The sequence below is a fragment of the Butyricimonas paravirosa genome (assembly GCF_032878955.1).
Taxonomy (GTDB): domain Bacteria; phylum Bacteroidota; class Bacteroidia; order Bacteroidales; family Marinifilaceae; genus Butyricimonas; species Butyricimonas paravirosa.
On the sequence record NZ_CP043839.1, the window covers coordinates 3889725 to 3913196 of the forward strand.

The 23472-nt window shown below is 44.1% G+C and carries 21 protein-coding genes; 2 read left to right on the forward strand and 19 right to left on the reverse strand.

All coding sequences use genetic code 11. The annotated features are described in order from the left end of the window. Positions 1 to 8 precede the first annotated feature (8 nt). The 16 genes from F1644_RS15830 to F1644_RS15905 all read right to left on the reverse strand — a co-directional run bounded on the left by F1644_RS15830 (position 9) and on the right by F1644_RS15905 (position 16793). A complete protein-coding gene (locus tag F1644_RS15830) occupies positions 9 to 791 on the reverse strand; it encodes an electron transfer flavoprotein subunit beta/FixA family protein (protein WP_087420716.1) in 783 nt (260 codons plus the stop codon). 12 nt (positions 792 to 803) lie between these two features. After that, entirely contained in the window at positions 804 to 1943 is a 1140-nt protein-coding gene (locus tag F1644_RS15835; protein ID WP_087420717.1) for an acyl-CoA dehydrogenase, read from the reverse strand. 46 nt (positions 1944 to 1989) lie between these two features. Beyond that, positions 1990 to 3195 carry an acetyl-CoA C-acetyltransferase gene (locus F1644_RS15840; protein WP_087420718.1) on the reverse strand — a complete coding sequence of 402 codons (1206 nt, stop codon included), beginning with the start codon at positions 3193 to 3195 and terminating at the stop codon, positions 1990 to 1992. Further along, positions 3192 to 3851 carry a 3-oxoacid CoA-transferase subunit B gene (locus tag F1644_RS15845; protein ID WP_087420719.1) on the reverse strand — a complete coding sequence of 220 codons (660 nt, stop codon included), beginning with the start codon at positions 3849 to 3851 and terminating at the stop codon, positions 3192 to 3194. Before F1644_RS15845 ends, F1644_RS15840 begins: the two co-directional genes overlap by 4 nt. Before the next feature lie 92 nt (positions 3852 to 3943). Then, complete coding sequence (gene kamE / locus F1644_RS15850) at positions 3944 to 4732, reverse strand: lysine 5,6-aminomutase subunit beta (protein ID WP_027201901.1); 789 nt, start codon at positions 4730 to 4732, stop codon at positions 3944 to 3946. A 133-nt stretch (positions 4733 to 4865) separates the two neighbouring features. After that, positions 4866 to 6422, reverse strand: a complete 1557-nt coding sequence (gene kamD, locus F1644_RS15855) for a lysine 5,6-aminomutase subunit alpha (protein ID WP_168044496.1) — start codon at positions 6420 to 6422, stop codon at positions 4866 to 4868. Between the two features lie 15 nt (positions 6423 to 6437). Further along, positions 6438 to 7850, reverse strand: coding sequence for a lysine 5,6-aminomutase reactivase ATPase KamC (gene kamC / locus F1644_RS15860; RefSeq protein WP_229782471.1), 1413 nt, complete (start codon positions 7848 to 7850; stop codon positions 6438 to 6440). A gap of 144 nt (positions 7851 to 7994) precedes the next feature. Continuing rightward, positions 7995 to 8999, reverse strand: coding sequence for a lysine 5,6-aminomutase reactivase subunit KamB (kamB, locus tag F1644_RS15865; RefSeq protein WP_189021507.1), 1005 nt, complete (start codon positions 8997 to 8999; stop codon positions 7995 to 7997). 93 nt (positions 9000 to 9092) lie between these two features. Next, entirely contained in the window at positions 9093 to 10337 is a 1245-nt protein-coding gene (gene kamA, locus F1644_RS15870; protein ID WP_087420723.1) for a lysine 2,3-aminomutase, read from the reverse strand. 318 nt (positions 10338 to 10655) lie between these two features. Further along, positions 10656 to 11693 (reverse strand): L-erythro-3,5-diaminohexanoate dehydrogenase, encoded by a 1038-nt coding sequence (gene kdd, locus F1644_RS15875; RefSeq protein ID WP_118305607.1) that lies wholly within the window; start codon positions 11691 to 11693, stop codon positions 10656 to 10658. Positions 11694 to 11910: 217 nt separating this feature from the next. Continuing rightward, positions 11911 to 12954 (reverse strand): L-erythro-3,5-diaminohexanoate dehydrogenase, encoded by a 1044-nt coding sequence (kdd, locus tag F1644_RS15880; protein ID WP_027201907.1) that lies wholly within the window; start codon positions 12952 to 12954, stop codon positions 11911 to 11913. A 32-nt stretch (positions 12955 to 12986) separates the two neighbouring features. Continuing rightward, on the reverse strand, positions 12987 to 13814 hold the full coding sequence (gene kce, locus F1644_RS15885; protein ID WP_087420725.1) for a 3-keto-5-aminohexanoate cleavage enzyme: 828 nt from the start codon (positions 13812 to 13814) through the stop codon (positions 12987 to 12989). A gap of 14 nt (positions 13815 to 13828) precedes the next feature. Beyond that, entirely contained in the window at positions 13829 to 14215 is a 387-nt protein-coding gene (gene kal, locus F1644_RS15890) for a 3-aminobutyryl-CoA ammonia lyase (protein WP_087420726.1), read from the reverse strand. Between the two features lie 51 nt (positions 14216 to 14266). Next, the gene (locus F1644_RS15895; RefSeq protein WP_087420727.1) at positions 14267 to 14914 is read right to left on the reverse strand and encodes a CoA transferase subunit A; all 648 of its coding nucleotides are present in this window, start codon (positions 14912 to 14914) and stop codon (positions 14267 to 14269) included. 276 nt (positions 14915 to 15190) lie between these two features. After that, positions 15191 to 16105, reverse strand: coding sequence for a helix-turn-helix domain-containing protein (locus F1644_RS15900; protein WP_168044495.1), 915 nt, complete (start codon positions 16103 to 16105; stop codon positions 15191 to 15193). A 160-nt stretch (positions 16106 to 16265) separates the two neighbouring features. Further along, positions 16266 to 16793 (reverse strand): flavodoxin, encoded by a 528-nt coding sequence (locus F1644_RS15905; protein WP_229128243.1) that lies wholly within the window; start codon positions 16791 to 16793, stop codon positions 16266 to 16268. Between the two features lie 211 nt (positions 16794 to 17004). On the opposite strand from F1644_RS15905, the gene F1644_RS15910 reads away from it, so the two are divergent. Further along, a complete protein-coding gene (locus tag F1644_RS15910) occupies positions 17005 to 17907 on the forward strand; it encodes a helix-turn-helix domain-containing protein (protein WP_168044494.1) in 903 nt (300 codons plus the stop codon). Between the two features lie 84 nt (positions 17908 to 17991). Then, on the forward strand, positions 17992 to 18669 hold the full coding sequence (locus F1644_RS15915; protein WP_162613749.1) for an HhH-GPD family protein: 678 nt from the start codon (positions 17992 to 17994) through the stop codon (positions 18667 to 18669). A 432-nt stretch (positions 18670 to 19101) separates the two neighbouring features. Here F1644_RS15915 and F1644_RS15920 read toward each other — a convergent pair whose 3' ends face one another. From F1644_RS15920 to F1644_RS15930, 3 genes are all read right to left on the reverse strand, one after another. Then, on the reverse strand, positions 19102 to 20397 hold the full coding sequence (locus tag F1644_RS15920) for an LruC domain-containing protein (RefSeq protein ID WP_087420731.1): 1296 nt from the start codon (positions 20395 to 20397) through the stop codon (positions 19102 to 19104). A 274-nt stretch (positions 20398 to 20671) separates the two neighbouring features. Beyond that, positions 20672 to 21862, reverse strand: coding sequence for a glycine C-acetyltransferase (gene kbl, locus F1644_RS15925; protein WP_087420732.1), 1191 nt, complete (start codon positions 21860 to 21862; stop codon positions 20672 to 20674). 286 nt (positions 21863 to 22148) lie between these two features. Then, positions 22149 to 23312 (reverse strand): aminotransferase class V-fold PLP-dependent enzyme, encoded by a 1164-nt coding sequence (locus F1644_RS15930; protein ID WP_168044493.1) that lies wholly within the window; start codon positions 23310 to 23312, stop codon positions 22149 to 22151. Positions 23313 to 23472 lie beyond the last annotated feature (160 nt).

Sequence of the window (23472 nt, forward strand, 5' to 3'; positions counted from 1 at the left end):
TTTCTTTATTAGATAATAAATTTTTCTTTCAATTTGCTGATAATAATGTCTACAGCTTCTGCAGGGTCAACCTCGTAGATTTGTCCGGCAGCTTTCACACCCTTGGTGAATGATTTGAATACACGGGTCGGTGATCCGTTCAATCCGATCTTCTGGTCATCCACGGTGATGTCATTGTAGGTCCATGTTTCGATGGGGTGGTTGTAAGCCTCAACGATTCCTCTTACAGACATATAACGGGGTTTCACTCCGGATGCCAATGCGGTGAACACGCAAGGAGTGTCTACCTGTACCATCTGGTAACCGTCTTCCATGGATTTCTTCACCGTGAAAGTCTTGTTCCCGTCGAAAGTCAAGCTTTCCACGTAAGTTACTTGCGGTAAATCCAGATGCTCGGCGATCTGCGGACCCACCTGTGCGGTATCCCCGTCGATAGCCTGACGTCCGGTGATCACTAAGTCGAATTCCAGAGATCTCAAGGCTGCGGCAATTGTATTAGAAGTGGCCAACGTATCGGCTCCACCGAATTTGCGGTCGCTTAACAGGATGGCACGATCCACTCCCATGGCGTATGCTTCTCTCAAGATTGCTTCAGCCTGGGGCGGTCCCATGGTGATCACGGTTACGTGTGCTCCATATTGATCTTTTAATTGAAGGGCAAATTCAAGTCCTCCCTTGTCATCGGGATTCATAATACTGGGTACACCGTCTCTGATAAGGGTTCCTGTAACGGGGTCCAGTTTGATTTCCGTGGTATCCGGAACTTGTTTAATACAAACAACGATCTTCATGTCAACTGTCTTTTACTTTAATAAATTTGCTGCAATCACCATTCTCTGAACTTCTGACGTACCCTCGTAGATTTCAGTAATCTTGGCATCTCTCATCATTCTTTCAACAGGATATTCACGGGTATATCCGTATCCTCCGTGGAACTGTACGGCTTTGGTCGTTACTTCCATGGCCGTCTCTGCCGCGAATAGTTTAGCCATAGCTGCATCTGCGGAATAAGGCACTTTCAGGTCTTTTTTGTAGGCAGCTTGTCTTACTAATAAGCGGGATGCTTCCACTTTGGTTTGCAGATCAGCCAATTGGAATTGAGTGTTCTGGAATTGACCAAGGGATTTACCGAATTGTTTACGCTCTTTCACGTATTTCACGGTTTCGTCCATAGCTCCTTGGGCGATACCCAATGCTTGAGAAGCGATACCGATACGTCCGCCGTCAAGTGTTTTCATGGCAATGCCAAAACCTTTACCTTCTTGTCCGAGTAAGTTCTCGGCAGGAACGATGCAGTTTTCCATGATCAGCTCGCAAGTAGCCGAACCGCGGATACCCATTTTCTTCTCTTTTTTACCGATAGAGAATCCCGGGAAGTCTTTTTCCACGATAAAGGCGGAAATTCCCTTGGTCCCTTTGGATTTATCGGTCATCGCCATGATGATATACACATGTGCATAGCCGGCATTGGTGATGAAAATTTTAGATCCGTTAAGCACGTAATGATCTCCCTCTTTCACCGCGAAAGTCTGTTGTGCGGATGCGTCGGTTCCGGCGTTCGGTTCTGTCAGACCGAATGCTCCGATCCATTCACCGGAAGTCAACTTGGGAAGATACTTGGCTTTTTGTTCGGGCGTACCGTGTTCCATGATCGGTGCGCAACACAAAGAGGTGTGTGCGGACACGATTACTCCGGTCGTGGCACATACACGGGATAACTCCTCTACCGCCATCGTGTAAAGGATGTTGTTACCACCGGCACCGCCGTATTCAACCGGGAATGGGATACCCATAATACCAAGTTTTGCCATTTTTTGAACGGTTTCCATCGGGAATCTTTCTGATTCGTCCACTTCCGCCGCCAGAGGTTTTACCTCTTTCTCTGCAAACTCTCTTATCATTTGTAAGAAGAGTTGGTCTTGTTTTGATAGACTGAAATCCATTATTATAAATGTTTTTAATTGATCGAAGCTAGTTTTTAATTCTAAATCAACATTTCTTCAGAATTAAGGCCGTCCCCATGCCCCCTCCGATACAGAGGGATGCAAGACCTAATTTTGCTTCATTGTTTATCATTTCATGTACTAATGATACAACGATACGGTTTCCTGATGCCCCGATGGGATGTCCCAGTGCAATTGCACCACCGTTGATGTTCGTACGTTCATTTATCCATTCTCTCGTAACACCGTGTTGTGCCATGAGTTCGTGAATGACTCCCAGTGATTGTGCCGCAAAAGCCTCGTTTAACTCGATCACGTCGATATCGGATAGTTTGATACCGGCATTCTTGAGCGCGTTGGCAATGGCTGGCACAGGGCCCATACCCATGATGGCCGGGTCTACACCGCCTTGTCCGACACCAATGATTTCGCATAGAGGGGTTAAGTTGTATTGCTTAACAGCCTCTTCCGATGCGATCAGTACGAATGATGCCCCGTCGTTGATTCCCGAAGCGTTACCGGCCGTGACGGAACCCTCTTTTTTGAAAGCGGGACGTAAGGTCGATAATTTTTCCAGGGAGGTCGTCCGGTTCGGGAATTCATCCGTGTCGAACACGTGAGTTTCTTTTTTCACCTTGTACTCTATAGGCACGATCTCTGACTTGAATTTACCATTATCGATAGCCGCAATAGCACGTTGTTGCGATTCGATTGCAAATTCATCCTGTTCTTCCCGGCTGATCGCGTATTTCTCCGCGATGTTTTCAGCCGTTATGCCCATGTGGTAGCCTTCGAAGGCGTCCGTCAGACCATCATACACCATATGGTCCACTACTGTCACGTCGCCCATCTTGTGCCCGTCACGTACTCGTGCCGGGAGGATATAGCCCGCATTGGACATGGATTCGGTTCCTCCTGCAATGATCAGGTTCGCCAGCCCCGATTTGATAGCGGTTACACCATTGAGTACGGCTTTCATACCGCTCCCGCATATCATGTTGATTCCGTAAGCCGGAACTTCTTGTGGGATCCCTCCTTTGATGGATGCCTGACGGGCTACACCTTGACCCTGTCCGGCGGATAGTACGTTGCCGACGATCACTTCATCAATATTGGCGGGATTGACTCCGGTTTCCGCGATAATGTTTTTTATTACGGCGGCACCCAAGTCTGCTGCTGTCATTGAAAGAGTTGTTCCTAAAAATTTGCCGATCGCAGTTCTTTTTGCTGCTACGATATAGGTTTTTGTCATTGAGGCATTGCTTTTAAGTTTTTGGAAATTATTAATTCACAGCCTGTAGCTGCTTTGATGTCATCTAAAGTAAATTCAGGGTTTAATTCTACCAGTTCGATTCCGGCAGGGGTAATGTTCATAACACCCATTTCGGTGATAATCATGTCAACTTCCCCGGCAGCGGTTAACGGCAGCGTGCATTCTTTCAAAATCTTGTGATTGCCTTTTGCCGTGTGTTCCATGGCAAGGATCACTTTTTTAGCACCTACCAACAGGTCCATGGCTCCACCCATACCCGGGGCTTTCTTACCGGGGATGATCCAGTTTGCCAAGTTTCCTTTCTCGTCTACCTGTAAAGCACCAAGAATGGTGACATCCACGTGTCCACCGCGGATAAGTCCGAAAGAGGTTGCGCTGTCAAAGCTGCAGGCGCCTTCGATCGCCGTGATGTAGCCACCACCGGCATCCGTCAATTCCGGATTTTCTTTACCTTCTTCCGGTTTCGGACCCATACCTAATAATCCGTTTTCGGATTGTAGGATCACGTGTACGTTTTTGGGCAAGTAGTTCGGTACCATCGTTGGCAGTCCGATTCCCAAGTTTACCACGTCGCCGTCTTTTAATTCGAGAGCTACCCGTTTTGCGATAACTTCTCTTACTTGATCTTTATCCATACCGTTTTCAATTTTAAATTGTAAATTTTAGATTGTAAATTGATTACCGATGAGTCCTGTAATTTAAAATTTAAAATCTAAAATTTAAAATGCTATTTATTTTTTCTTCTAACAAATTCTTGCGCAACAAATGACGCCACGTCATCTGCATAGGTGTTCATGCCGAAGCCTGCATCGTAACCCAGCTCTTTTGCCAGCTCGTGGGAGATACGAGGACCACCGCAAGCCAAGATTACTTTATCCCGCAGGCCTTCTGCCTCCAGCATTTCCACGAGTTCGATCATGTTCTTGATGTGAACATCTTTCTGGGTGACGGTCTGGGATACCAGAAGAGCGTCTGCTTTCAGCTCGATAGCTTTGGCAATGAACTCTTCATTGGGCACCTGACTTCCCAAGTTGTGAGCCTCGATCATGTCGTAACGTTCCAGTCCGTAGTGTCCGGCAAAGCCTTTCATGTTCATGATGGCGTCGATACCCACGGTGTGAGCGTCGGTTCCGGTACTTGCACCTACAACAATCAAAGGACGTCCGATATTTTCACGGATGAACTCGTCAGTTTCGTGCATATCCCATTTCGTTCCTTCTACTTTCGGAACATGAATACTCGTGAAATCCACGGTGTGCGTGCAGCTTCCGTAACAGTTGAAGAAGGTGTAGCCCTCGGTCAACTCTTTGTGGAATACTACTTGCGGGTTTTCAAAACCCATTTTTTTCAATAATTGTTTTGCAGCTTCGATAGCCTCATCCCCGGCAGGCACGGGCAACGTGAAACTCAATTGAGTTTTCCCGTCGTTCATCGTGTCCCCGTAGGGTTTTATTTTTTTCAGATCCAGCGTCTGGTCGAAATCATTTTTTTCGGTAGAATATAATCCTCCACTCATAATGAATTGAAAATTGAAAATGCAAAATTGAAAATTATCAATCGCATCGGTTTAAATTTTATTTTTATTCACTCTCTTGAAACTTGGAACTAAAAATGACAAGTCGTCATTTTCAATTCTCAATTTTCAATTTTCAATTGCCTTTCAGCATTAACTCGATAAACGGATTGTAATAATTGGCACCTCTGGCTGCAACTCCGTCAAGTCCTTTACCGCCATTCTTCGGACGTTTCACGTCACCGAAGATTCCTTTTTCCAAAGCGGTGAAAAGACCTTCACGTTCAATGTTCTCAAGTAATGCGATAGCGTTGTTCAATACTTCTTTGGCACGACTTTGGATGATACCGTCCTTTTTGAACTCTACCTCGTCACCGATATTCTTCATGTTACCGAAGATATACTTGGCATTCTCGATAGAAAGATAACGGTCGGACATGAACGGTGTGTGGATAGCTTCTGTCGGCATACCCAATAATTGGATTCCTTGTGAAGTCCAGATTCCGATCATGTTGAAAAGTGCATCCTGAATGTGTCCGCGGAAAATATTTCCCGTCATGAATTTGGTTGGAGGCATATATTTTAAAGTGGCTTTCGGGAAAATCTCACGGGTCATTTGAGCCTGAGACAATTCCAGTAAGAAACCGTTTTCAAGAGACGGGTCCATTTCGAAAGCGTGTCCTAATCCCATTTGTTCTTCTTTCAGTCCGGCGATCAAGGCCAATTGCTCGTTGATCAAGTCGGATGCCAGCACGGTGTGTGCCTGTTCCACGGCATCAGCGGTTGTCAGGTAGTTGTCCTCTCCGGTGTTGATGATCACCCCGGCGAATCCGTTGATTACCCTTGACATGAACTGGTCAACCAGTGTACGTTGCATATTAATATCCCGGAACAAGATCCCGTAAAGAGCGTCGTTCAACATCACGTCCAAACCTTCCAAGGCTCCCATTGCCGCGATTTCCGGCATACACAGGCCGGAGCAATAGTTACACAAGCGAATGTAACGGCCTACTTCTTCGCCCACTTCATCCAAAGCCTTACGCATGATGCGGAAGTTTTCTTGTGTAGCGAATGTTCCCCCGAATCCTTCCGTGGTAGCTCCATAAGGCACGTAATCCAACAAACTCTGCCCTGTTGTACGGATTACGGCAATGATGTCAGCCCCCTGACGTGCGGCAGCCTGTGCCTGTACCACGTCTTCGTAGATATTTCCGGTAGCCACGATCACGTAGAGGTAAGGTTTCGGACCTTCCCCGATCGTGTTCAAGTAGTTTTCCTTCTTGGCACGGCGATCACTGATCCGTTTGATACTTGCGTCAACGTGTGGTTTCAGTGCGGCTTTAATCTCATCTGTCGGGTGAACGGGTAACGTGGTGATGTCCAGAGTCCCCTCTGCAACTTTCTCTGCAATTTGTTGCGGGTTCATTCCGGTTTCCACGATAGCGTTTCCGAGGAAGAATAGGATACCTTCACCTAACACGCCTTTGTCTTTGATCTCATCTACCAGCACGTTGGGTAGGGGCACGGTGTTAGCGTCGACCCCGTCAATACCGAGCAAACGGCATAACGTACGCTCAACGGCAACGGTAGAGTATTGTTCCACGAATTTTTGTACATCGTCGGCTATCTTCCGGGCCACGTCCTTCGCGTGTGCCACTTTGGTGAAATCAAGCCCTAGTTTACTGTTCTGCATATCTTTGTTCTGTTATTAATTTCTGTTCTTCTCTTCGTCATCCAAAAACTCCTCTGCTTTGTCCAACAATTCTTCGTCAACGCCCAGAATACGGGCGATGCGCATGGCTTCTTGCGGCACGGAGTCGTGAGTATCTTCGATTAGCGAGTAATCGATGAACTCGTTTATATTATTGATGGTCAATTGACCTTTCACGTGTTCTTTTACAAATCCTTTTACCCGCATTTTTTTACAATGGGCTTTGATCCCGCTGTAATGGCTGGTAATCAAGGAGCGGGCTCCTTTATCCGTCAAGAAGTCGAGCATGGCATTCACGATTGCTTTCCCTTCCGTGGGGTTGGTGGTTCTAGCCAGTTCATCAATCAGGATCAAGGCGTTTTTACCTGCTTTCACGTCTTGCACGATAGCATTTACCCGTAGCATTTCCGAGGCATACGAGGACAGTCCGCTTAATTCGGATTGCTCGTCCCCGATGCAAAGGAGAACTTCGTCAACCAAGGCAATCTCGGCTTGTTCTGCCGGAACGTAAAAACCAAATTGGAATAGCGCTTGTGACAGTGCCACGGTTTTCAGGATAACGCTTTTCCCGGCCATATTGGCTCCGGTAATTAAACAGGCTCCTTGCTCGATGTCAATGTCAATTGCCTGGAATTTCTTGCCTTCCTGCCAAAGAACCTCTTTTACTTGTGGGTTGAATATTTTTATATAGCGAGTTGTGCCAGAGGAAATTTCCGGTTTGCACAACTGCATATCAATGGTCTGTTGGGCTTTTGCCAACAAGATATCTAAAGTTGCCGTGTTTGTCAGGGCTTCATTAATTTCTTTTTTATAGGGATGAATCTGTTCAGATAACTTTTCCCGGATTTGGTCTTCTAATTCTGTGTGTTCGAATTGAAGTTGATCCAGTACTCGTTCTTCTGTTTTTTCATCCATTTTGAGCGTCTTCATTTTTGCCCGCAGGGCTGCCAGTTCCGGGGAATAGGCATCGTACACGTAAAAATGAGGAATACGCATCTTTTCGGGATCTAGAATGTTTACTACCGGTTCCAAGTCCGGGAGTGAAACAACCGTGATATTTGCTGATAGGAGCAATTCCCGCATCTCCACGACCAGCAAAGAAAAAGCTTTTAATTCAAATAGTTCAATGTCATCCAGTATCTGTGATTCCGTCACCCGGTTCGCTGTTCCCCGGACATCCTTCACTTGCATCAGTTTGACTTTGATCTTGGTAATGGTGTCTGTTAGTTCGGAGGTTTGTAGAATATTGCGCATGACCTCGGTTTTGTCCAATTCCTGGGCAATTGCTTCCGGGGTACGCAAATAAGGTAATGTGTTCAAGATCCGTTTCGCCAGACCGGATTGAATTTCCAGTTTGTCGATCATGAATCTGAATCCGTTAATTTCTTCTATGGCACTTCTTAAAAACACCGCTACTAATTTTAGATTTAATGATTTATGATTTTAGATTGAACTCCCTCCCGGCTTTGCCGTGCTCCCTCTATAAACAGAGGGAGAGTTGGAATACTCATCGTTTTCGGGAAACATTTCATTCTAAATTCTACATTTTAAATTCTACATTTTCTTCACGTCATAAACAGGAATTCCCAAGCTCTCTTGCATGGCTACTCTTAGTTCGTCGGAATCCAAACAATAGCCTTCCGGAGATTGGGGATTGATGCAAACGGCCAGTAGTTTACTTTTTTGCAATACCTTCATGGTACCACCTTTTTTAAGGAAGGCGTAGTATGTTTCCATGGAGGCAAACATTTTGGTGAAATCACGGATGATCAATGTGATCTCCTTGATTTGTTTCTGCTGCCGTAGGAATTGCAATAATTTATCACTGATGGCGCCTGCCACGTATAACGTGTTCCCGTACTTGAAAACTTCGTCTTTGTTATTTTCAAGCATAAACACGGAAGGTATGTTCAGATCGTGAACTTTCCCGTTTTCGTCAATGGACCACATCCCCTGCTCGATGTCAATCAGTTGCCGGATAATTTCCGGCTCTGCTTTCTCCAAGCAAATGAGGTCATACACGTATTTTGTTTTTCTAACCAATTGAGGAATGTTACAAGATACCGCGGCTCCCGTGGCTAACACCATGGCTTCCGTCACAGCCGGAGAGCTGAGACTGAGGCGGGAGAGTGCCCCGTCGACGATGGTGGTATCCACGTCGAAACGTTTCATCTCTTGGATGAGGGCTTTCAATGATCCCGTGTCGGCAGGCCCTGATAACAAGGCTTTTCCCGAACTGACAGCTCTGGCGGTTACCAGACGTCCTAACGAGGTTTGTTGTGTGCTGACATCCATGATCTCTGCCACCAGACGTTTAGATCGGTAATGCATCTCCGACGTGATGAATATCATGTCTTCAAAGATTTCAATTTCCGGCTTGGGCGTTTGGCAAACCTGATCCCTGTTTTCCCCGTCGATGCCTATTGAGGTAAGGGCGAAACGCTTTCCCGTATTCTTCACTTTCCGAAGAATATAGTTCAGACATTCCGTTTTTCCGGCATTTTTTGCCAGACCCACGATTGCTATACTATTGTATTTTAGAATCTCCTCGATAAACATTGGTTATTGATGATTTATTGATTAAGTGATTCTGTGATTTCCAGAGAAGAGACTAAATCACTTAATCGGAAATCACGGAATCACTTAATTATTTTATTCGTGATGATTTCTCTCGTTACGAGCCAAATGTTTCGGTTCGATGGAGAGCATATCGCCATTTAACAGAGCGGCAACACCTTCTTTGCGAGCTCGCTCACATTCCGGGCAGTGGCACTCTTCCTTGTAATCTGTCGGTTCCGTGTAGGTCGTGATAACACCTTCGTAGTTTCTCAATACAACCCGGTTCGGAGATTGAGAGATCACGTAGTTCGGCATTACCGGGGTCTTACCACCACCACCGGGTGCGTCAACCACGAACGTGGGAACAGCATATCCGGAAGTGTGTCCGCGTAAGTTCTCGATGATCTCGATACCTTTGGAAACCGGAGTACGGAAGTGTTCGATACCCATGGAAAGGTCACATTGATAGATGTAGTACGGACGAACACGCATTTTTACCAATCCGTGCATTAATTTCTTCATCACGTAGGTACAATCGTTGATACCTCTCAGTAACACGGTCTGGTTTCCTAACGGAATACCTGCATCAGCTAGGCGAGCGCAAGCGGCAGCTGATTCTTCTGTGATTTCGCTCGGGTGATTGAAGTGGGTATTTAACCAGATCGGGTGATATTTTTTCAGCATATTCACTAACTCCGGGGTAATTCTTTGTGGGCATACTACCGGTGTCCGGCTACCGATACGGATGATTTCCACGTGAGGAATAGCTCTCAAACGGCTGATAATATACTCCAAACGATCGTCGCTTACCAACAATGCGTCACCACCGGACAACAGCACGTCTCTTACTTGCGGAGTCTTGGCGATGTACTCGATACATCTGTCAATACGTTCGGTCGGGGAGGCACTGTCTTTTTGTCCTGCAAAACGTCTGCGGGTACAGTGACGGCAGTACATGGAACATTGGTCCGTGATCAGGAACAACACTCGGTCCGGATAACGGTGAGTTAATCCCGGTACGGGAGAATCGCTGTCTTCGTGTAACGGGTCTTCCAAGTCTGCGCTGGCTTTGTGTAACTCCAATGCAGAAGGAACGGCTTGTTTGCGTATCGGGCAATGCGGGTCGTTCTTGTCGATTAAACTTAAATAATACGGGGTGATCGCCATTCTCAGCATTTGTAATGCTTTACGAATACCCTCTTCTTCGCTGGGATCCAGATCAAGATATTTTTTTAATTGATCCACAGTCTCGATTCTGTTTTTCACTTGCCATTTCCAGTCGTTCCATTGTTCATCTGTTACTTCCGGAAAAAATTCTTTTCGTCTGCTTTCAGCCATCTCAGTTTATTTATTTTAGATTTTATGATTTTAAATTTTAAATTGCCATAAGCGCTTTTTAAATTTTAGATTTTAGATTCCAGCTGTGCGGGGCGACGCTTTAACAACCCCCTCTAACTCCCCCTTACACAGGGGGAGATACGCTGCATTGTTGCATTGTGGCGTCTTCTTGCGTTTGTTTCTCCCCCTGTGTAAGGGGGAGCCAGAGGGGGTAGTTCTTTCATCCTAAATTCTAAACTTTAAACTCTAAACTCTAAACTTCATTAAAACTTTTATCTTTTAATTTTTATCTTTTATCTATAAAATCGCATCGCGATTTTATTTCACGTATAGTCTATTAAATAGTTCCCGAATCTCCTCAGACTCCCGAATGATACTCAATGTCAGTTCGGCGTGTCCTTTGGCGTATCCGTTCCCCACGATTAAATTTATATCTTTTCCTACTCCTTCGGCTCCCAATGCCGCTTTCGTAAAGCTGGTCGCCATGGAGAAGAAATAAACGCATCCTTGTCCTTTTGTGACGAGAATCGAGGTCATTTCTGTCGAGGGAACGTTTACATTGTTAATCGTTACCTCGCAACCTCTTTCCCCTGCAATGGCAGTCACTTTTTTATACACGTCCATCACTTTTGTCGCATCGGCAACAATAACGTGAGTGGCGAGATTCATCTCTTTAATTCTTCGGGCGTTCTCTTCCGAGTATTCCACCACGATGACCTTTCCGTAAGGTCCAACGTTTTTCATGGCCTGGTAGCAACAAAGTACTCCAGACTTTCCTCCCCCTCCGATGATACATACCGTATCTCCTTCTTTTACCAGACGGGCCACTTGAGCCGGGGCCCCAGCCACGTCCAACACGGCTAATGCCAGTTTTTCCGGAATATCATTCGGTAGCACGGCATATAAGCCGCTTTCAAACAGGATCGCTTGTGCGTCCACGTCAACCTGATCTGATGCCGGGTCAAGATGCTTGATCTTGTTTATTTTTAATGGGGTCAAGGATAAGGAAACCAGTGTGGCAATTTTATCTCCGACCTTCAGTGATTTGTCCGGGAAATTAGGCCCGATCTCTTTGACCGTTCCGATAAGCATACCACCCGATCCGGTAACAGGATTTTGCATTTTACCTCTCTCTGCCACGATAGAAAGAATCATCTCTTTCATTTTGTCCGCATCCCCGTTACAAGCGCTTTTGATCTGCGTGTAACTGGCCGAATCAATGTTTAATGTTTGCACATCTATCAGCAATTCGTTGTCATAAATGCTCATCGTGTTATCCAGCTTTAATGCCGGTTGCGGAAGTGTACCTTCCGGAGTAATTACCCTGTGTGTTCCGTATCTACAACCCTTGTCCATCAAATGATTTTAAATTTTAGATTTTAAATTTAATGATTTATGAAGATGTATCAAAAACTCCCTCCCGGCTCCGCCGTACTCCCTCTATAAACAGAGGGAGAGCTGGTAAATCTTCTTGAAACCGGGTAGTAATTTAACTCCTCCTCTGTTTATAGAGGAGGTGGCAGCTTTGCTGACGGAGGAGTTTCTGAGACATCTTCATAAATACTTAATTATATTAAGCGTAAAGTTCAGTAAAGATCTTTCTCAAAGCTTCGCTTTCTCTCAGTTCTTGAAGAGTGATCTCTGCGTGTCCTTTCGTGTAACCGTTACCAACGATCATGGTCACGTCGCTACCAACACCTTCTGCTCCAAGAGCTGCTTTCGTGAAGCTGGTTGCCATAGAGAAGAAGTAAACAACTCCCGTGTTCTTCGTACAAAGGATAGAAGTCATTTCCGTATCGGTGATGTTCACGTTGTTGATCGTAACGTCGCACATTTCACCATTGGTTAACTCCTCGATTTTCTCCATTACCGGAACGGGTTGAGTTGCATCGGCAGAGAATACATAGTCGCAGAAACCAAGTTTCTGTAAACGTTCGGTACTCTTTTGGCTGTGGCACAAGCCGATTACTTTACCAGTAACGCCTGCACGTTTTTTAGCCTCGTAACAGCACAACATTCCTGATTTACCACCAGCACCAATGATTAACACGGTGTCGCCCGGTTTAACCAATTTAGCGGTTTGAGCGGGGGCTCCTGCCACGTCCAATGCTGACAAGGCCAAGTTTTCAGGAAGATCAGCCGGGATCTTAGCGTAGATACCACTCTCGAAAAGGATGGCCTTACCGTCGATGTCTACTTGGTCGATGTCCGGGCGAATATCTTTGATCTTGTCAATGCGAAGCGGGGTCAAAGAAAGAGAAACCAAAGTGGCAATCTTATCACCTTCTTTCAAATCGATTTTGCCTTTCAATGCATCACCGATTTTTTCAACCGTACCTAACAACATACCGCCTGATCCGGTTACCGGGTTACGATGTTTTCCTTGTTTTGCAACAATGTCCATCATGATTTCAGCGATCTTTGCTTTATCACCACCAGCTTGTTGCTCGATCTGAGTGAAACTAGCTGAGTCGATATTTAAAGTCTGAACGTCGATCAGGATTTCGTTGTCGTAGATCTCGTCCATGTTGTTGTCAATCTTGTTGGCGGGTTGTGGTAATACTCCCTTCGGTTCGATTACACGGTGGGTTCCGTATTTATTTCCTTTCTTTTGCATAGTATAATTAAATTTGAAAATTTATAAATCGATTATTTTAAAGGTTTTAATCCTAAAATTTCTCTTGCTTCTGCGGAGGTGGCGATCGGACGACCTAATTCTTTGGCGATACGAACCACTTTGGCAACTAATTCACCATTAGATTTAGCCAACACGCCTCTTTCCAGATAAAGATTGTCTTCAAAACCTACTCTCACATTACCCCCCATTGCGATAGCGGGAGCTGCAAGCGTGAAAGCATGACGACCGATCCCGGTTGCTGTCCACGTAGAACCTGCGGGAATTGCGTTTACAAGCCAGCAAAGATTCGGTACCGTGGCAGGAGTACATCCGGGAACACCGAGAACAAAGTTGAATTGCATCGGGGCTCCGGGAACCTGACCTTTTTTAGCCATGGTTAATACGGTGTCAAGATGTCCCATTTCGAAACATTCGTATTCCGGTTTGATATTGTTTTCGATCATTCTCTTTCCGAAGTCTCTCATCATCGGCATGGTATTCTCGAACACCTCGTCTCCGAAGTTACAGGTACCACAATCCAGTGTGGCCATTTCGGGGAATAGTTCTGTCGGCTGAAGACGTTCTTCTGCGGTCATTCCCACGGCTCCTCCGGTAGAGGGGATCAAGATCACGTCCGGGCATACCTTATAAATAGCGTCGATACACTCTTTGAAGCGTGCTTTGCTTTGAGTCGGGGTACCGTCATCTTCACGAACGTGAAGGTGGACAATAGCTGCACCTGCGTCTACAGCGGATTTCGCTTCTCTCACGATCTCTTCTACTGTATAAGGAACGGCGGGGTTTTGTTCTTTGGTGACTTCTGCCCCGCAAATGGCTGCTGTGATAATTAATTTCTCCATAATAATAATTTAGATTATTTCTTTCTCTGGTCTTCTTTTTTCACCACGCAGGTTCCGCTTGCACGGCAAACTACGATCGGTTCTTCCAGTACATCTGCTGCCGAAGCCGAAATGTCAGGTCTGGATGCGATTACTTTCTTTGCCTCGAAAACCATTTTCCGAGAAGTATTTCCTACTTTCACGATCTCTCCGGTAGCCTCGATATAATCTCCGGCATAAACAGGTGCCAAAAACTCCACGTTGTCATAAGCCACAAACAACCCTTCGTCACCGTCATGCATGATTAATAATTCCGTGGCCACGTCTCCGAACAAATGTACCATGTGAGCCCCGTCAACCAAATTACCACCGTAATGAGCGTCTTTTGCACTCATTCTTAATCTTATCATTGATTTTTCCATACTTGTTGATTTTAAATTTTAGATTTTAAATTGAGAACCCATTTCCAATTTTCAATTCTCAATTATGAAGTCCACCATGATTGACGGAGTCTTCACGTTCTCTGCGGCGATTTCACCGACTTCAACCAGTTCGTTAATTTCGGCAATTACCAAATCAGCGGCAGAAGCCATTAACGGGTTGAAGTTTTGAGATGTTCCCCGGTAAACCAGATTTCCTGCTTTATCTCCAAGGCTGGCGCCAACCAACGCGATATCGGCTCTCAACGGTTTTTCCAACAAGTAGTCTTTGCCATCCACGTTGACGATCTGTTTTCCTTCGGCCACGATGGTACCCATTCCGGTTTGAGTCAGGATTCCTCCCAGCCCGCAACCGCCGGCACGTACACGCTCTGCCAATGAACCTTGCGGGCAGAATTCGATTTCAAGTTCTCCGCTATTCATTTGTTCGCTCGTGTGCGGGTTCGTCCCGATATGTGACACGAAAAGTTTCTTTACTTGTTTGTTGGCAATCAATTGACCCACTCCTTTGTCCGGGTAAGCCGTGTCATTACAGATCAACGTCAGGTTCTTAACGCCTGATTTCGCTAACGCATCAACGATTTTGTTAGGGGTTCCGTTTGCGAGGAATCCGCCTACCATGATGGTCATACCATCTTTTACTTTTGATACAGCCTCTTCGATAGAAATAAATTTACTCATAGGAAGCATTTTTATATTGTTTCAGTTAAATATTTAACACATTCGCATTGATTTGTCAAATTTATATCATTTGGGGCAATAAATGAAATATTTTCAACACAAAAACGGAAATAATTCTTTATTGAGAATCATTTTACGTAGTCGAAAATAAATATCTGTCACCGCCTCTGAATTTGCGGTATTAAATTATGAAATTTTAAGATAAAAACCAACGGCTTGATTGAAAAAGATATGATTATTTCTCTGAGAATCAATTTTAAAGAGAGCGTGAAGGGACTAATTGGGTTTATTGTTCCATTGTTGTCTGTATTCGTTTGGAGAGCAACCTACGAATTTTTTAAACAGGCAGAGAAATGTTTGGGTATTGGGAAAGCCTAATGCGAGAGCAATTTCTGAAATTGTTTTATTCGAGCTTGTTACGAGGTATTTCGCCATGTCTATTTTTTTCAGACGCACGTATTCCCGGAGTGTTTTTCCGGTTTCTACCCGTACGAGATCATTGAGATAGGCAAGAGATTGGGGGATCCTTTCATGAACGTACTCGATCGAGCGTAATTCCGTTTTTGTCCCGTGTTCCGCTTGGAGATATTGTTCCAAAAGTTGATTGAAATACGCCAAAATATCATTATTTATATTGCATCGGGTGATGAATTGACGTTCGTAAAATCGCAGGCAGTAATCTAGGAGTAATTCGAGATGTACGGCTAGTAACCGGAGGCTGAACCGGTCAATGTCTCTTTGTAATTCTTTCTGAAAATTACTTATGCATCCCAGGATAATTTGTTTTTCCCGTTCGGATAAATGAAGGGATTCGTTTTCTTGGTAGGAGAAGAACGAGTATTCGGATTTCTTACAGACCAATGATGTTTCGTTGAAAACTTTGGGGTGGAACGCGATGCCTAAAATGCTGGTCTGTTCCGGAGCGTCGTGCTGGGTGATGTCAATAGTTTGTTCGGGAGCTTTGAATACTAACGTGCAGGATTGAAAATCATGACACCTGCGACCGTATCTGAAATCACCACATTGTACTTGTTTGAAGAATAGAGCGTAGAAATCGCCGGAAATAGAGAGTTGACCGAGGCGTGTGGCTTCGGCTAGGTCAATAACACTTAGGAGCGGGTGTAATGTCTTTTGTCCGATTTGCGTGTTTAGCTGACTGATAGATTCTATTTTCTGCGCGTGGTTGGCCATAATGATATGGTTCGTAGTCGGTAAAACTTTGCTTGTCGCTAGATAAACTCCTCCGGCCTTCGGCCACCTCCTCTATAAACAGAGGAGGAGCTGGTAACTCTTCCCGAAGATGGTGAGTATTCCAACTCTCTCTGTTTATAGAGGGAGTCTAAAATGATTTTTATTTTATCACATCAATTTCTTTCAGCCATTTTTCTACTTGCGGGCGGGCTGAACTTGCCGATCCGCCACTGGTGATGAATCCTTTTTTATTCGTGGCCTTGCTTGTGTTTTTCACGAAATCCTTAAAACAGTTTTGTTCACCACCTCCACCGTGTGTGCAGAACGGGATCACGATTTTACCTTCTAGCTTATAGCTCTCTAGGAATGTCAAGATCGGCATGGGCATTGTTCCCCACCAGTTCGGGAAGCCGATAAAGATAATATCATACTCTTCCATGTTCTTCACCTTCTCTTTTAATTCGGGGCGGGCGTTGTCATTTTTTTCTTTTTTGGCTACTTCCGTGCAAGCGTGATAATCTGCCGGGTACGGTTTTGCTGTCTGTATTTCGAATAAATCTCCGCCTGTCAGCTCTTTGATATGATTCGCTATCGCTTTGGTGTTTCCGCTACGTGAAAAATAAGCGACCAGTACTTTCTTCCCGTTAGAAGTTTTTTGTGCTTCTACATTCATGCTAAATGTTGCCATAACTGTTGCAATTATTAAAAAATACATTGTTTTCATCATGATATATTATAAAATTGTCCATTTATTTTGTGATACAAATATATAGGGTGTGGCGGGGATTGTGTGTAGATAAATTACAGATATGTGTACCATTTTTACTGATTTTGAATATCCGGTGAAAAAACTTAAGCGAGAATTATTATTTTTGTTTCAAACAAAAGCCTTGAATGTTATGGGTGAAATATTGAAAATGAATACGATTCATGATTATCATGAATTTTTAGGAGTAAAGACTTTGCATCCTTTGGTGAGCGTGATTGACCTGTCGGAAGTGCCTCCGGTTCGTTTAGCTCGTAAGAATTTTGGTTTTTACACGGTCTTTCTGAAAGATGTCAAGTGCGGGGATCTTCGTTATGGACGCAAGATGTACGATTACCAGGAAGGTACTTTAGTTTTTATCGCACCCGGTCAAATCGTGGGGGATGATGATAATGGAACTAGGGTACAGGTGAAAGGATGGGCGTTGCTTTTCCATCCCGATTTATTATTGGGGACGTCTTTGGGGCGCAAGATGAAGGACTATTCTTTTTTTTCTTACGAGGCGAACGAGGCTCTTCACATGTCTGACCGGGAACGAGAGATCGTGATTAATTGTTTTCAAGAGATCCGGGAGGAGTTGGAACACGCTATCGATAAACATAGTCGATCCATCATTACCGCTAATATTGAAGTATTTTTGAATCATTGTGTCCGCTTTTACGATCGGCAATTTATAACTCGTAAGGATGTGAATAAGGATATTCTTACCCGGTTTGAAGATTTGTTGAACGGTTATTTCGAGTCGGATGCCCCGGTTTCTTATGGTTTACCTTCTGTTGCTTTTTGTGCGGATAAACTTAATCTTTCTGCGAATTATTTCGGAGATCTGATAAAGAAGGAAACGGGAAAATCGGCTCAAGAGTATATCCAATTCACCATTATCGAGAAAGTTAAGGAACGTTTTGCCGATTCGTCCAAGTCCGTGAGTGAAATTGCCTATGAGATGGGATTCAAATATCCTCATCATTTGAGCCGCTTGTTTAAGAAAATGGAGGGGTGTTCTCCTAATGAGTACAGGGTGGCATTGAATTACTAGATGGTGAAGAAACGATTTGCGCTATCTTTGTCATAATAGATATATTGGGGTAAAAGGTAAAGAGGTCGGAATAAATTGAGATTTATGCGGGAAGTCATGGTTCAATATCTGCAACATCGTTTGTTGAAGTGGTTTGACGAGAACCAGAGGATATTTCCGTGGCGGGAAGATCGGGCGACGAAGTACCAGCAAATTGTTTCTGAAATCCTGTTGCAGCGCACGAAAGCGGAGACGGTGGCAAAGTACTACGATACTTTTTTCTCTAAATTTCCCGATTGGAACGCTTTGGCTAATGCTTCGCTTGAAGAGTTGGAAGAGATTATGAAACCTTTGGGATTATATCGTCACCGGGCTCGACGATTGTATAAGCTGGGGGAAGATATTCGACGACGGGGAGGTAAGATTCCGGGAAACGAAAACGAGTTGAGGGATTCCGGTTTTATCGGGTTATACGTGACCAATGCTTTCGAATTGTTTATCTTGAGGAATCGCAAACCGCTTTTAGACGTGAATATGTCCCGGTTGCTGAAACGTTATTTTAAACCGGGAGATTTTATTGACGTGCGTCATGATAAGGAGATTCAGGAGTTGGCAAATGATATTATCGAGGTGCGTCGATGCAAGGAATTGAATTGGGCTATTCTGGATTATGCAGCATTGGTGTGTAAAAGCCGGAATCCGTTGTGCGGGGAGTGCGTTCTAAATAAGCATTGTAAGTATTATGGGTTATCCCAAGGTGATGTAACCGAAGAGCCGGAGTAGTAATCTCCTGCCATCTTTGTAACAAGTTTCTTTCGTTCTTGTTCGTATATTGGCAAAGGGCGATGAAAGGGCGATGAATGAGAGGTGAAAGGGTTATGGGAGATGATTGCTCTGGGAAAAGGCTGGCTTTGCCCTAGCTTTAGGTTATGTCGACTTGTCATTCTCCCAATAGTTTCCTGATAGTTCATTTAGACCAAGGAGTATTCAACAAGCATTCATCTTGCATTTATCTTCGATAAAATTGATTTTTGATACGGTTATATTTGCGAGTCGGGTGTGTCGTGTAGTATATTAGCTATCGGGTGGGGTACACTCTTGTTTGAAAAAAGGAATAGAGAGTGGCTAAAGAGTTTAAGGGAGAGATTAGATCAGTAATAAAACTAAAGAGGCTTTTGATATGCCCAAAAGTCTCTTTAGTTTTTATTGTTGAAGTCATTGTTTGATCAGGTAGCTATCGTTGCGATTTCCTGTTGAGTTCTCGTACCAGTCTTTGTTTTGATTCCCGCCTGAAGTAGCCCAGTCTTTGAAATGAGGATAAGCCTCCAAAAAGTCTGCTTTTTCGTAAGTATGGGGAATGTCTGTCGGAACATTGATAGCCCATATTAGGTTGGAGTTGGAGGTGTAATAAATACTACTTTTCCCGATATAGGAATTCCCTTCTTTTGTTTGTTCATAAACGGTTTGTCCGAATTCTTCTGTCGGAGCGTATCCTCTCGTGTGAATTTCTTGCCATTGGGCGGCTTTTTCCTTTATGGGTTTGGCTATGAAAAAGTCAAATGCATCAAGGGTAAGATCTGCTTGAGGAATTGAATTGCGGAATGTAATGTAAAAAGTAATATTTACCATATCGCCCTCTTGTATTCGTGCTTTTTTATCAGGATCTGTATTAAGGAATGCGAAACCTTTGGGAGCCTTCGTGTTGGTTCTAATGTTATTGAACCTGAATATAGGAGGATTTTTCTCACTATTGCCTGGGTTAAGTAATTCCATATCGGCATTTTCTAAAGCATTGTTCGATTCTTGTTTTTCGAACTCGTCTATTTCTCCTGCCTTTATCCCTTTTATGGCAAGGCATAAATCATAAGGTAGCGAGCCTCCAATGGCTTTGACTCGAATTCCGAGGATCATTTCCTTTACCATGTTTTTGTTATTGGGATAAAGCTGCATTTTGTAGTTTACAACTAAGTCATTAAAGTCGTAATCCCCATAGGCAGGCCAAAGGTCTTCGAACATCAAAGTTCCCCAACCATTTTCCCGGGCGGGGTAAAATATAACAGCTTGATCATTTCCTCTGCTCAAGTTTGTTTTTGCCGAGTAAGCAAGAGCTGTTTCCACTTTTTCACTGTCAGAGGGAACTACATAAGTCACGGTATTATTGTTTATATCAAGAGCTTTGGCTGCTGATAATCCTGCTTCCGTTTCGTATTTGACGTAAAGCGTGTTAATGTAAGTTGGTATGTTCAATTTGACTTGGTCTACATCCTGTCCGACATAGAACGAGGCAAAAGGAGCCGTGTCTGCTCCCGTGGAAACGTACACTTTAGAAACGTGTTCCGAAGTGAAATTACAAGTCACGTTTTCGGACATTTTCCAATCGAAATCAGCAGGAACGACTAATTCCGTGAATCCTGTTGTTTCCTTTTCCTTGTGCTCAATATCTTTCTTGGCACAACTACTTATAATTGTGGATAAGAAAAATAGGGCCAAAATTAAAGCCTTTGTTTTCATGATTAGATTTTTTTGTTATTGCAACTAGACGCCGTTATTGTATTATATTGCTATAATGTTGGTGTAAAGATATGGTCTATTTTTCGAAATTCAAACTATTTAGCAATTAATGTGTCAGATTTATATTTTTTTATTTGATAGAGACAAATAATCTTGGTTTGAAACAAGTGCTTGCTGTGTTGCCGGAAGATTAAAAAATGTGGTGAGGGGAGAAATAAAAAAACAGTTTGAGATTGCTCCCAAACTGTTTTGTATGACGTAGGTGTTATCTTCTTTATTTGATAACGCCCAATTTTTTACCAATCTTGATAAAGGCGGCCAATGCACGATCCAGTTGTTCACGCGTGTGAGCGGCAGACAATTGGATACGGATACGAGCTTGTCCTTTCGGTACAACCGGGTAATAGAATCCGGTAACGTAGATGTTTTCTTTCTGTAATTCGGCGGCGAATTGTTGAGAAAGAACTGCATCGTAAAGCATCAAGGCACAGATTGCTGATTCTGACGGTTTCAGATCGAATCCGGCCTCGGTTAATTTTGCACGGAAATAGTTAGCATTATCCATGACACGGTCTCTTAATTCAGTGCTCTTTGACAGCATGTCGAATACAGCGATAGACGCACCGCAGATTGCCGGAGACAAGGAGTTGGAGAACAAGTAAGGTCTTGAACGTTGACGCAACATATCGATCACTTCTTTTTTACCAGTCGTGTAACCACCCATGGCTCCACCAAGAGCTTTACCTAGAGTACCAGTGAAAATGTCCACACGATCCATGCAGTGGTGATGTTCGGCAGAACCACGACCGGTTTTACCGATAAATCCGGCAGCATGGCTATCGTCAACCATTACCAATGCGTTGTATTTTTCAGCTAGGTCACAGATTTCGTTCATCTTGGCAATATCCCCGTCCATAGAGAATACACCATCGGTAACAATGATTCGGTAACGTTGAGCTTGAGAAATCTTCAATTGTTCTTCGAGGTCAGCCATGTTGGCATGTTTGTATCTGTAGCGTACGGCTTTACAAAGACGAACACCGTCAATGATAGAAGCGTGATTCAGTTCATCAGAGATGATGGCATCTTCCTGACCGAATAACGGTTCGAATACACCACCGTTAGCATCGAAACAAGCGGCGTAAAGAATGGTATCTTCCGTTCCGAAGAATTGAGAGATTTTAGCTTCCAGTTCTTTATGAATATCTTGGGTTCCGCAGATGAAACGCACTGAAGACATTCCGTATCCACGGCTGTCCAATGCTTTCTTTGCTCCTTCGATTACCGTCGGGTTAGAAGAAAGTCCTAAGTAGTTGTTTGCACAAAAGTTTAATACAGTTTCTCCCGTGGCAAGTTTGATTTCAGCATCTTGCGGGGTAACGATAATTCTTTCGCTCTTGTATAAGCCGGCGTCTTTTATGGACTGCAATTCAGTCTTTAAAAAGTCTTGAAATTTTCCGTACATATAACTAATTTTTTTGTTTGTTTTAATGGCCTCAAAAGTAATGATTTTTTGATTATGGCGTACTCGAAAATGAATATATCGTGTTTTATTTGGTAAATAAGTTTTGAAGTATTATTATTTGGGGATAAAAACTTAGAGTTTTTATAAGCTGGGGCTGTTCGAAAAATCTATTTTGAAAAACTACCCCCACTAACTCCCCCTTGCACAGGGGGAGAAACCGCTTGGTAATCAGCTCTCCCCCTGTGCAAGGGGGAGTTGGAGGGGGTAGTTTTATGTTAGATGGCCTCTAATTTCTAATGGCAGCGATTTCTTTCACGGCTTCGATAGCAGTATTCACGTCTTCTTCCGTCGTGAAAGCGCCGATGCTCATACGGACGGTTCCATGAATATCGAATGTGCCGATGACCTCGTGTACTTTCGGAGCGCATTGTAGTCCCGTACGTACGGCGATGTTGTAATCCACGTCAAGCATGGTTCCCACGTCTCCGGAATCGAAACCGTTGATGTTGAAACTTAATACCGGATTCTGGTTTTCTATGCTGTTGGCGCAATAGGTAGTTACACCCTCGATGTCTTGTAAGGCTTTACGAAGTTTATCCCAGAGTTGGATTTCCCGGTGATGGATGTTCATGATTCCTTGTTCTTGAATCCATTTTACCCCGGCATTCAGTCCGGCAACTCCTAGCAAGTTGAGGGTCCCGTATTCCAAGCGGTAAGGATATTCATCCAGATGTACGGGATAAGCGGAGCGAACCCCAGTCCCCCCGGCACGGGTATGTTTGATTTCGATACCTTCGCGCACGTATGAACCACCGATTCCCGTCGGTCCCATGAGGCATTTGTGACCAGTGAAACAATACACGTCGATTCCGGATGCTTGCATATCCAAGTCTACGGCTCCGGCACCCTGACTACCATCAACCACGAAGATCACGCCTTTCTCTTTACAGATTTTCCCGATTTCGGTCAGTGGCTGAATCGTTCCCAGCACGTTGGAACAATGGGTTACGACAACAAATTTCGTGTTCGGACGGATGGCATTCTTTATGTCGTCGGGGTGTACATAGCCATGTTCGTCAAAAGGCACGTAAGTTAAATCTATGGTTCCGTTTTGGTGGTGCATGTTAAGCGGGCGCAACACGGAATTGTGTTCCAACATGGTAGATACCACATGAATCCCTTTCTCTACCAATCCGTTGATGATCAGGTTCAAGGAGTCCGTGGCGTTATAACTGAACGTTAATCTGTTATGGTCATTCCCGCCGTTGAATAACTTGGTTAGCATTTTGCGGGTTGAGTTCACGACTTCCTCTGTCTCGACGGCAGCATCAAATCCTGAACGTCCGGGATTTACACCATGTTTGCGATAAAAGTCGTTCATGAAATCATAAACTACATCCGGCTTTGGAAAGCTGGTTGCTGAATTGTCTAGGTAGATTAATTTGCTCATAAGATTTATAAATTTTAGGTTTTAAGTTTATAAAGTTTGTAAGGTTCGTAAAGTTTATAAGGTTGAATTCACGGGAGATTTTTGGACAAAATTTATCGACAGCTCTGCTGTCATGAACAAAGCCCCGCAAGGGTCCATAGACTTTATGGACCTTATGAAC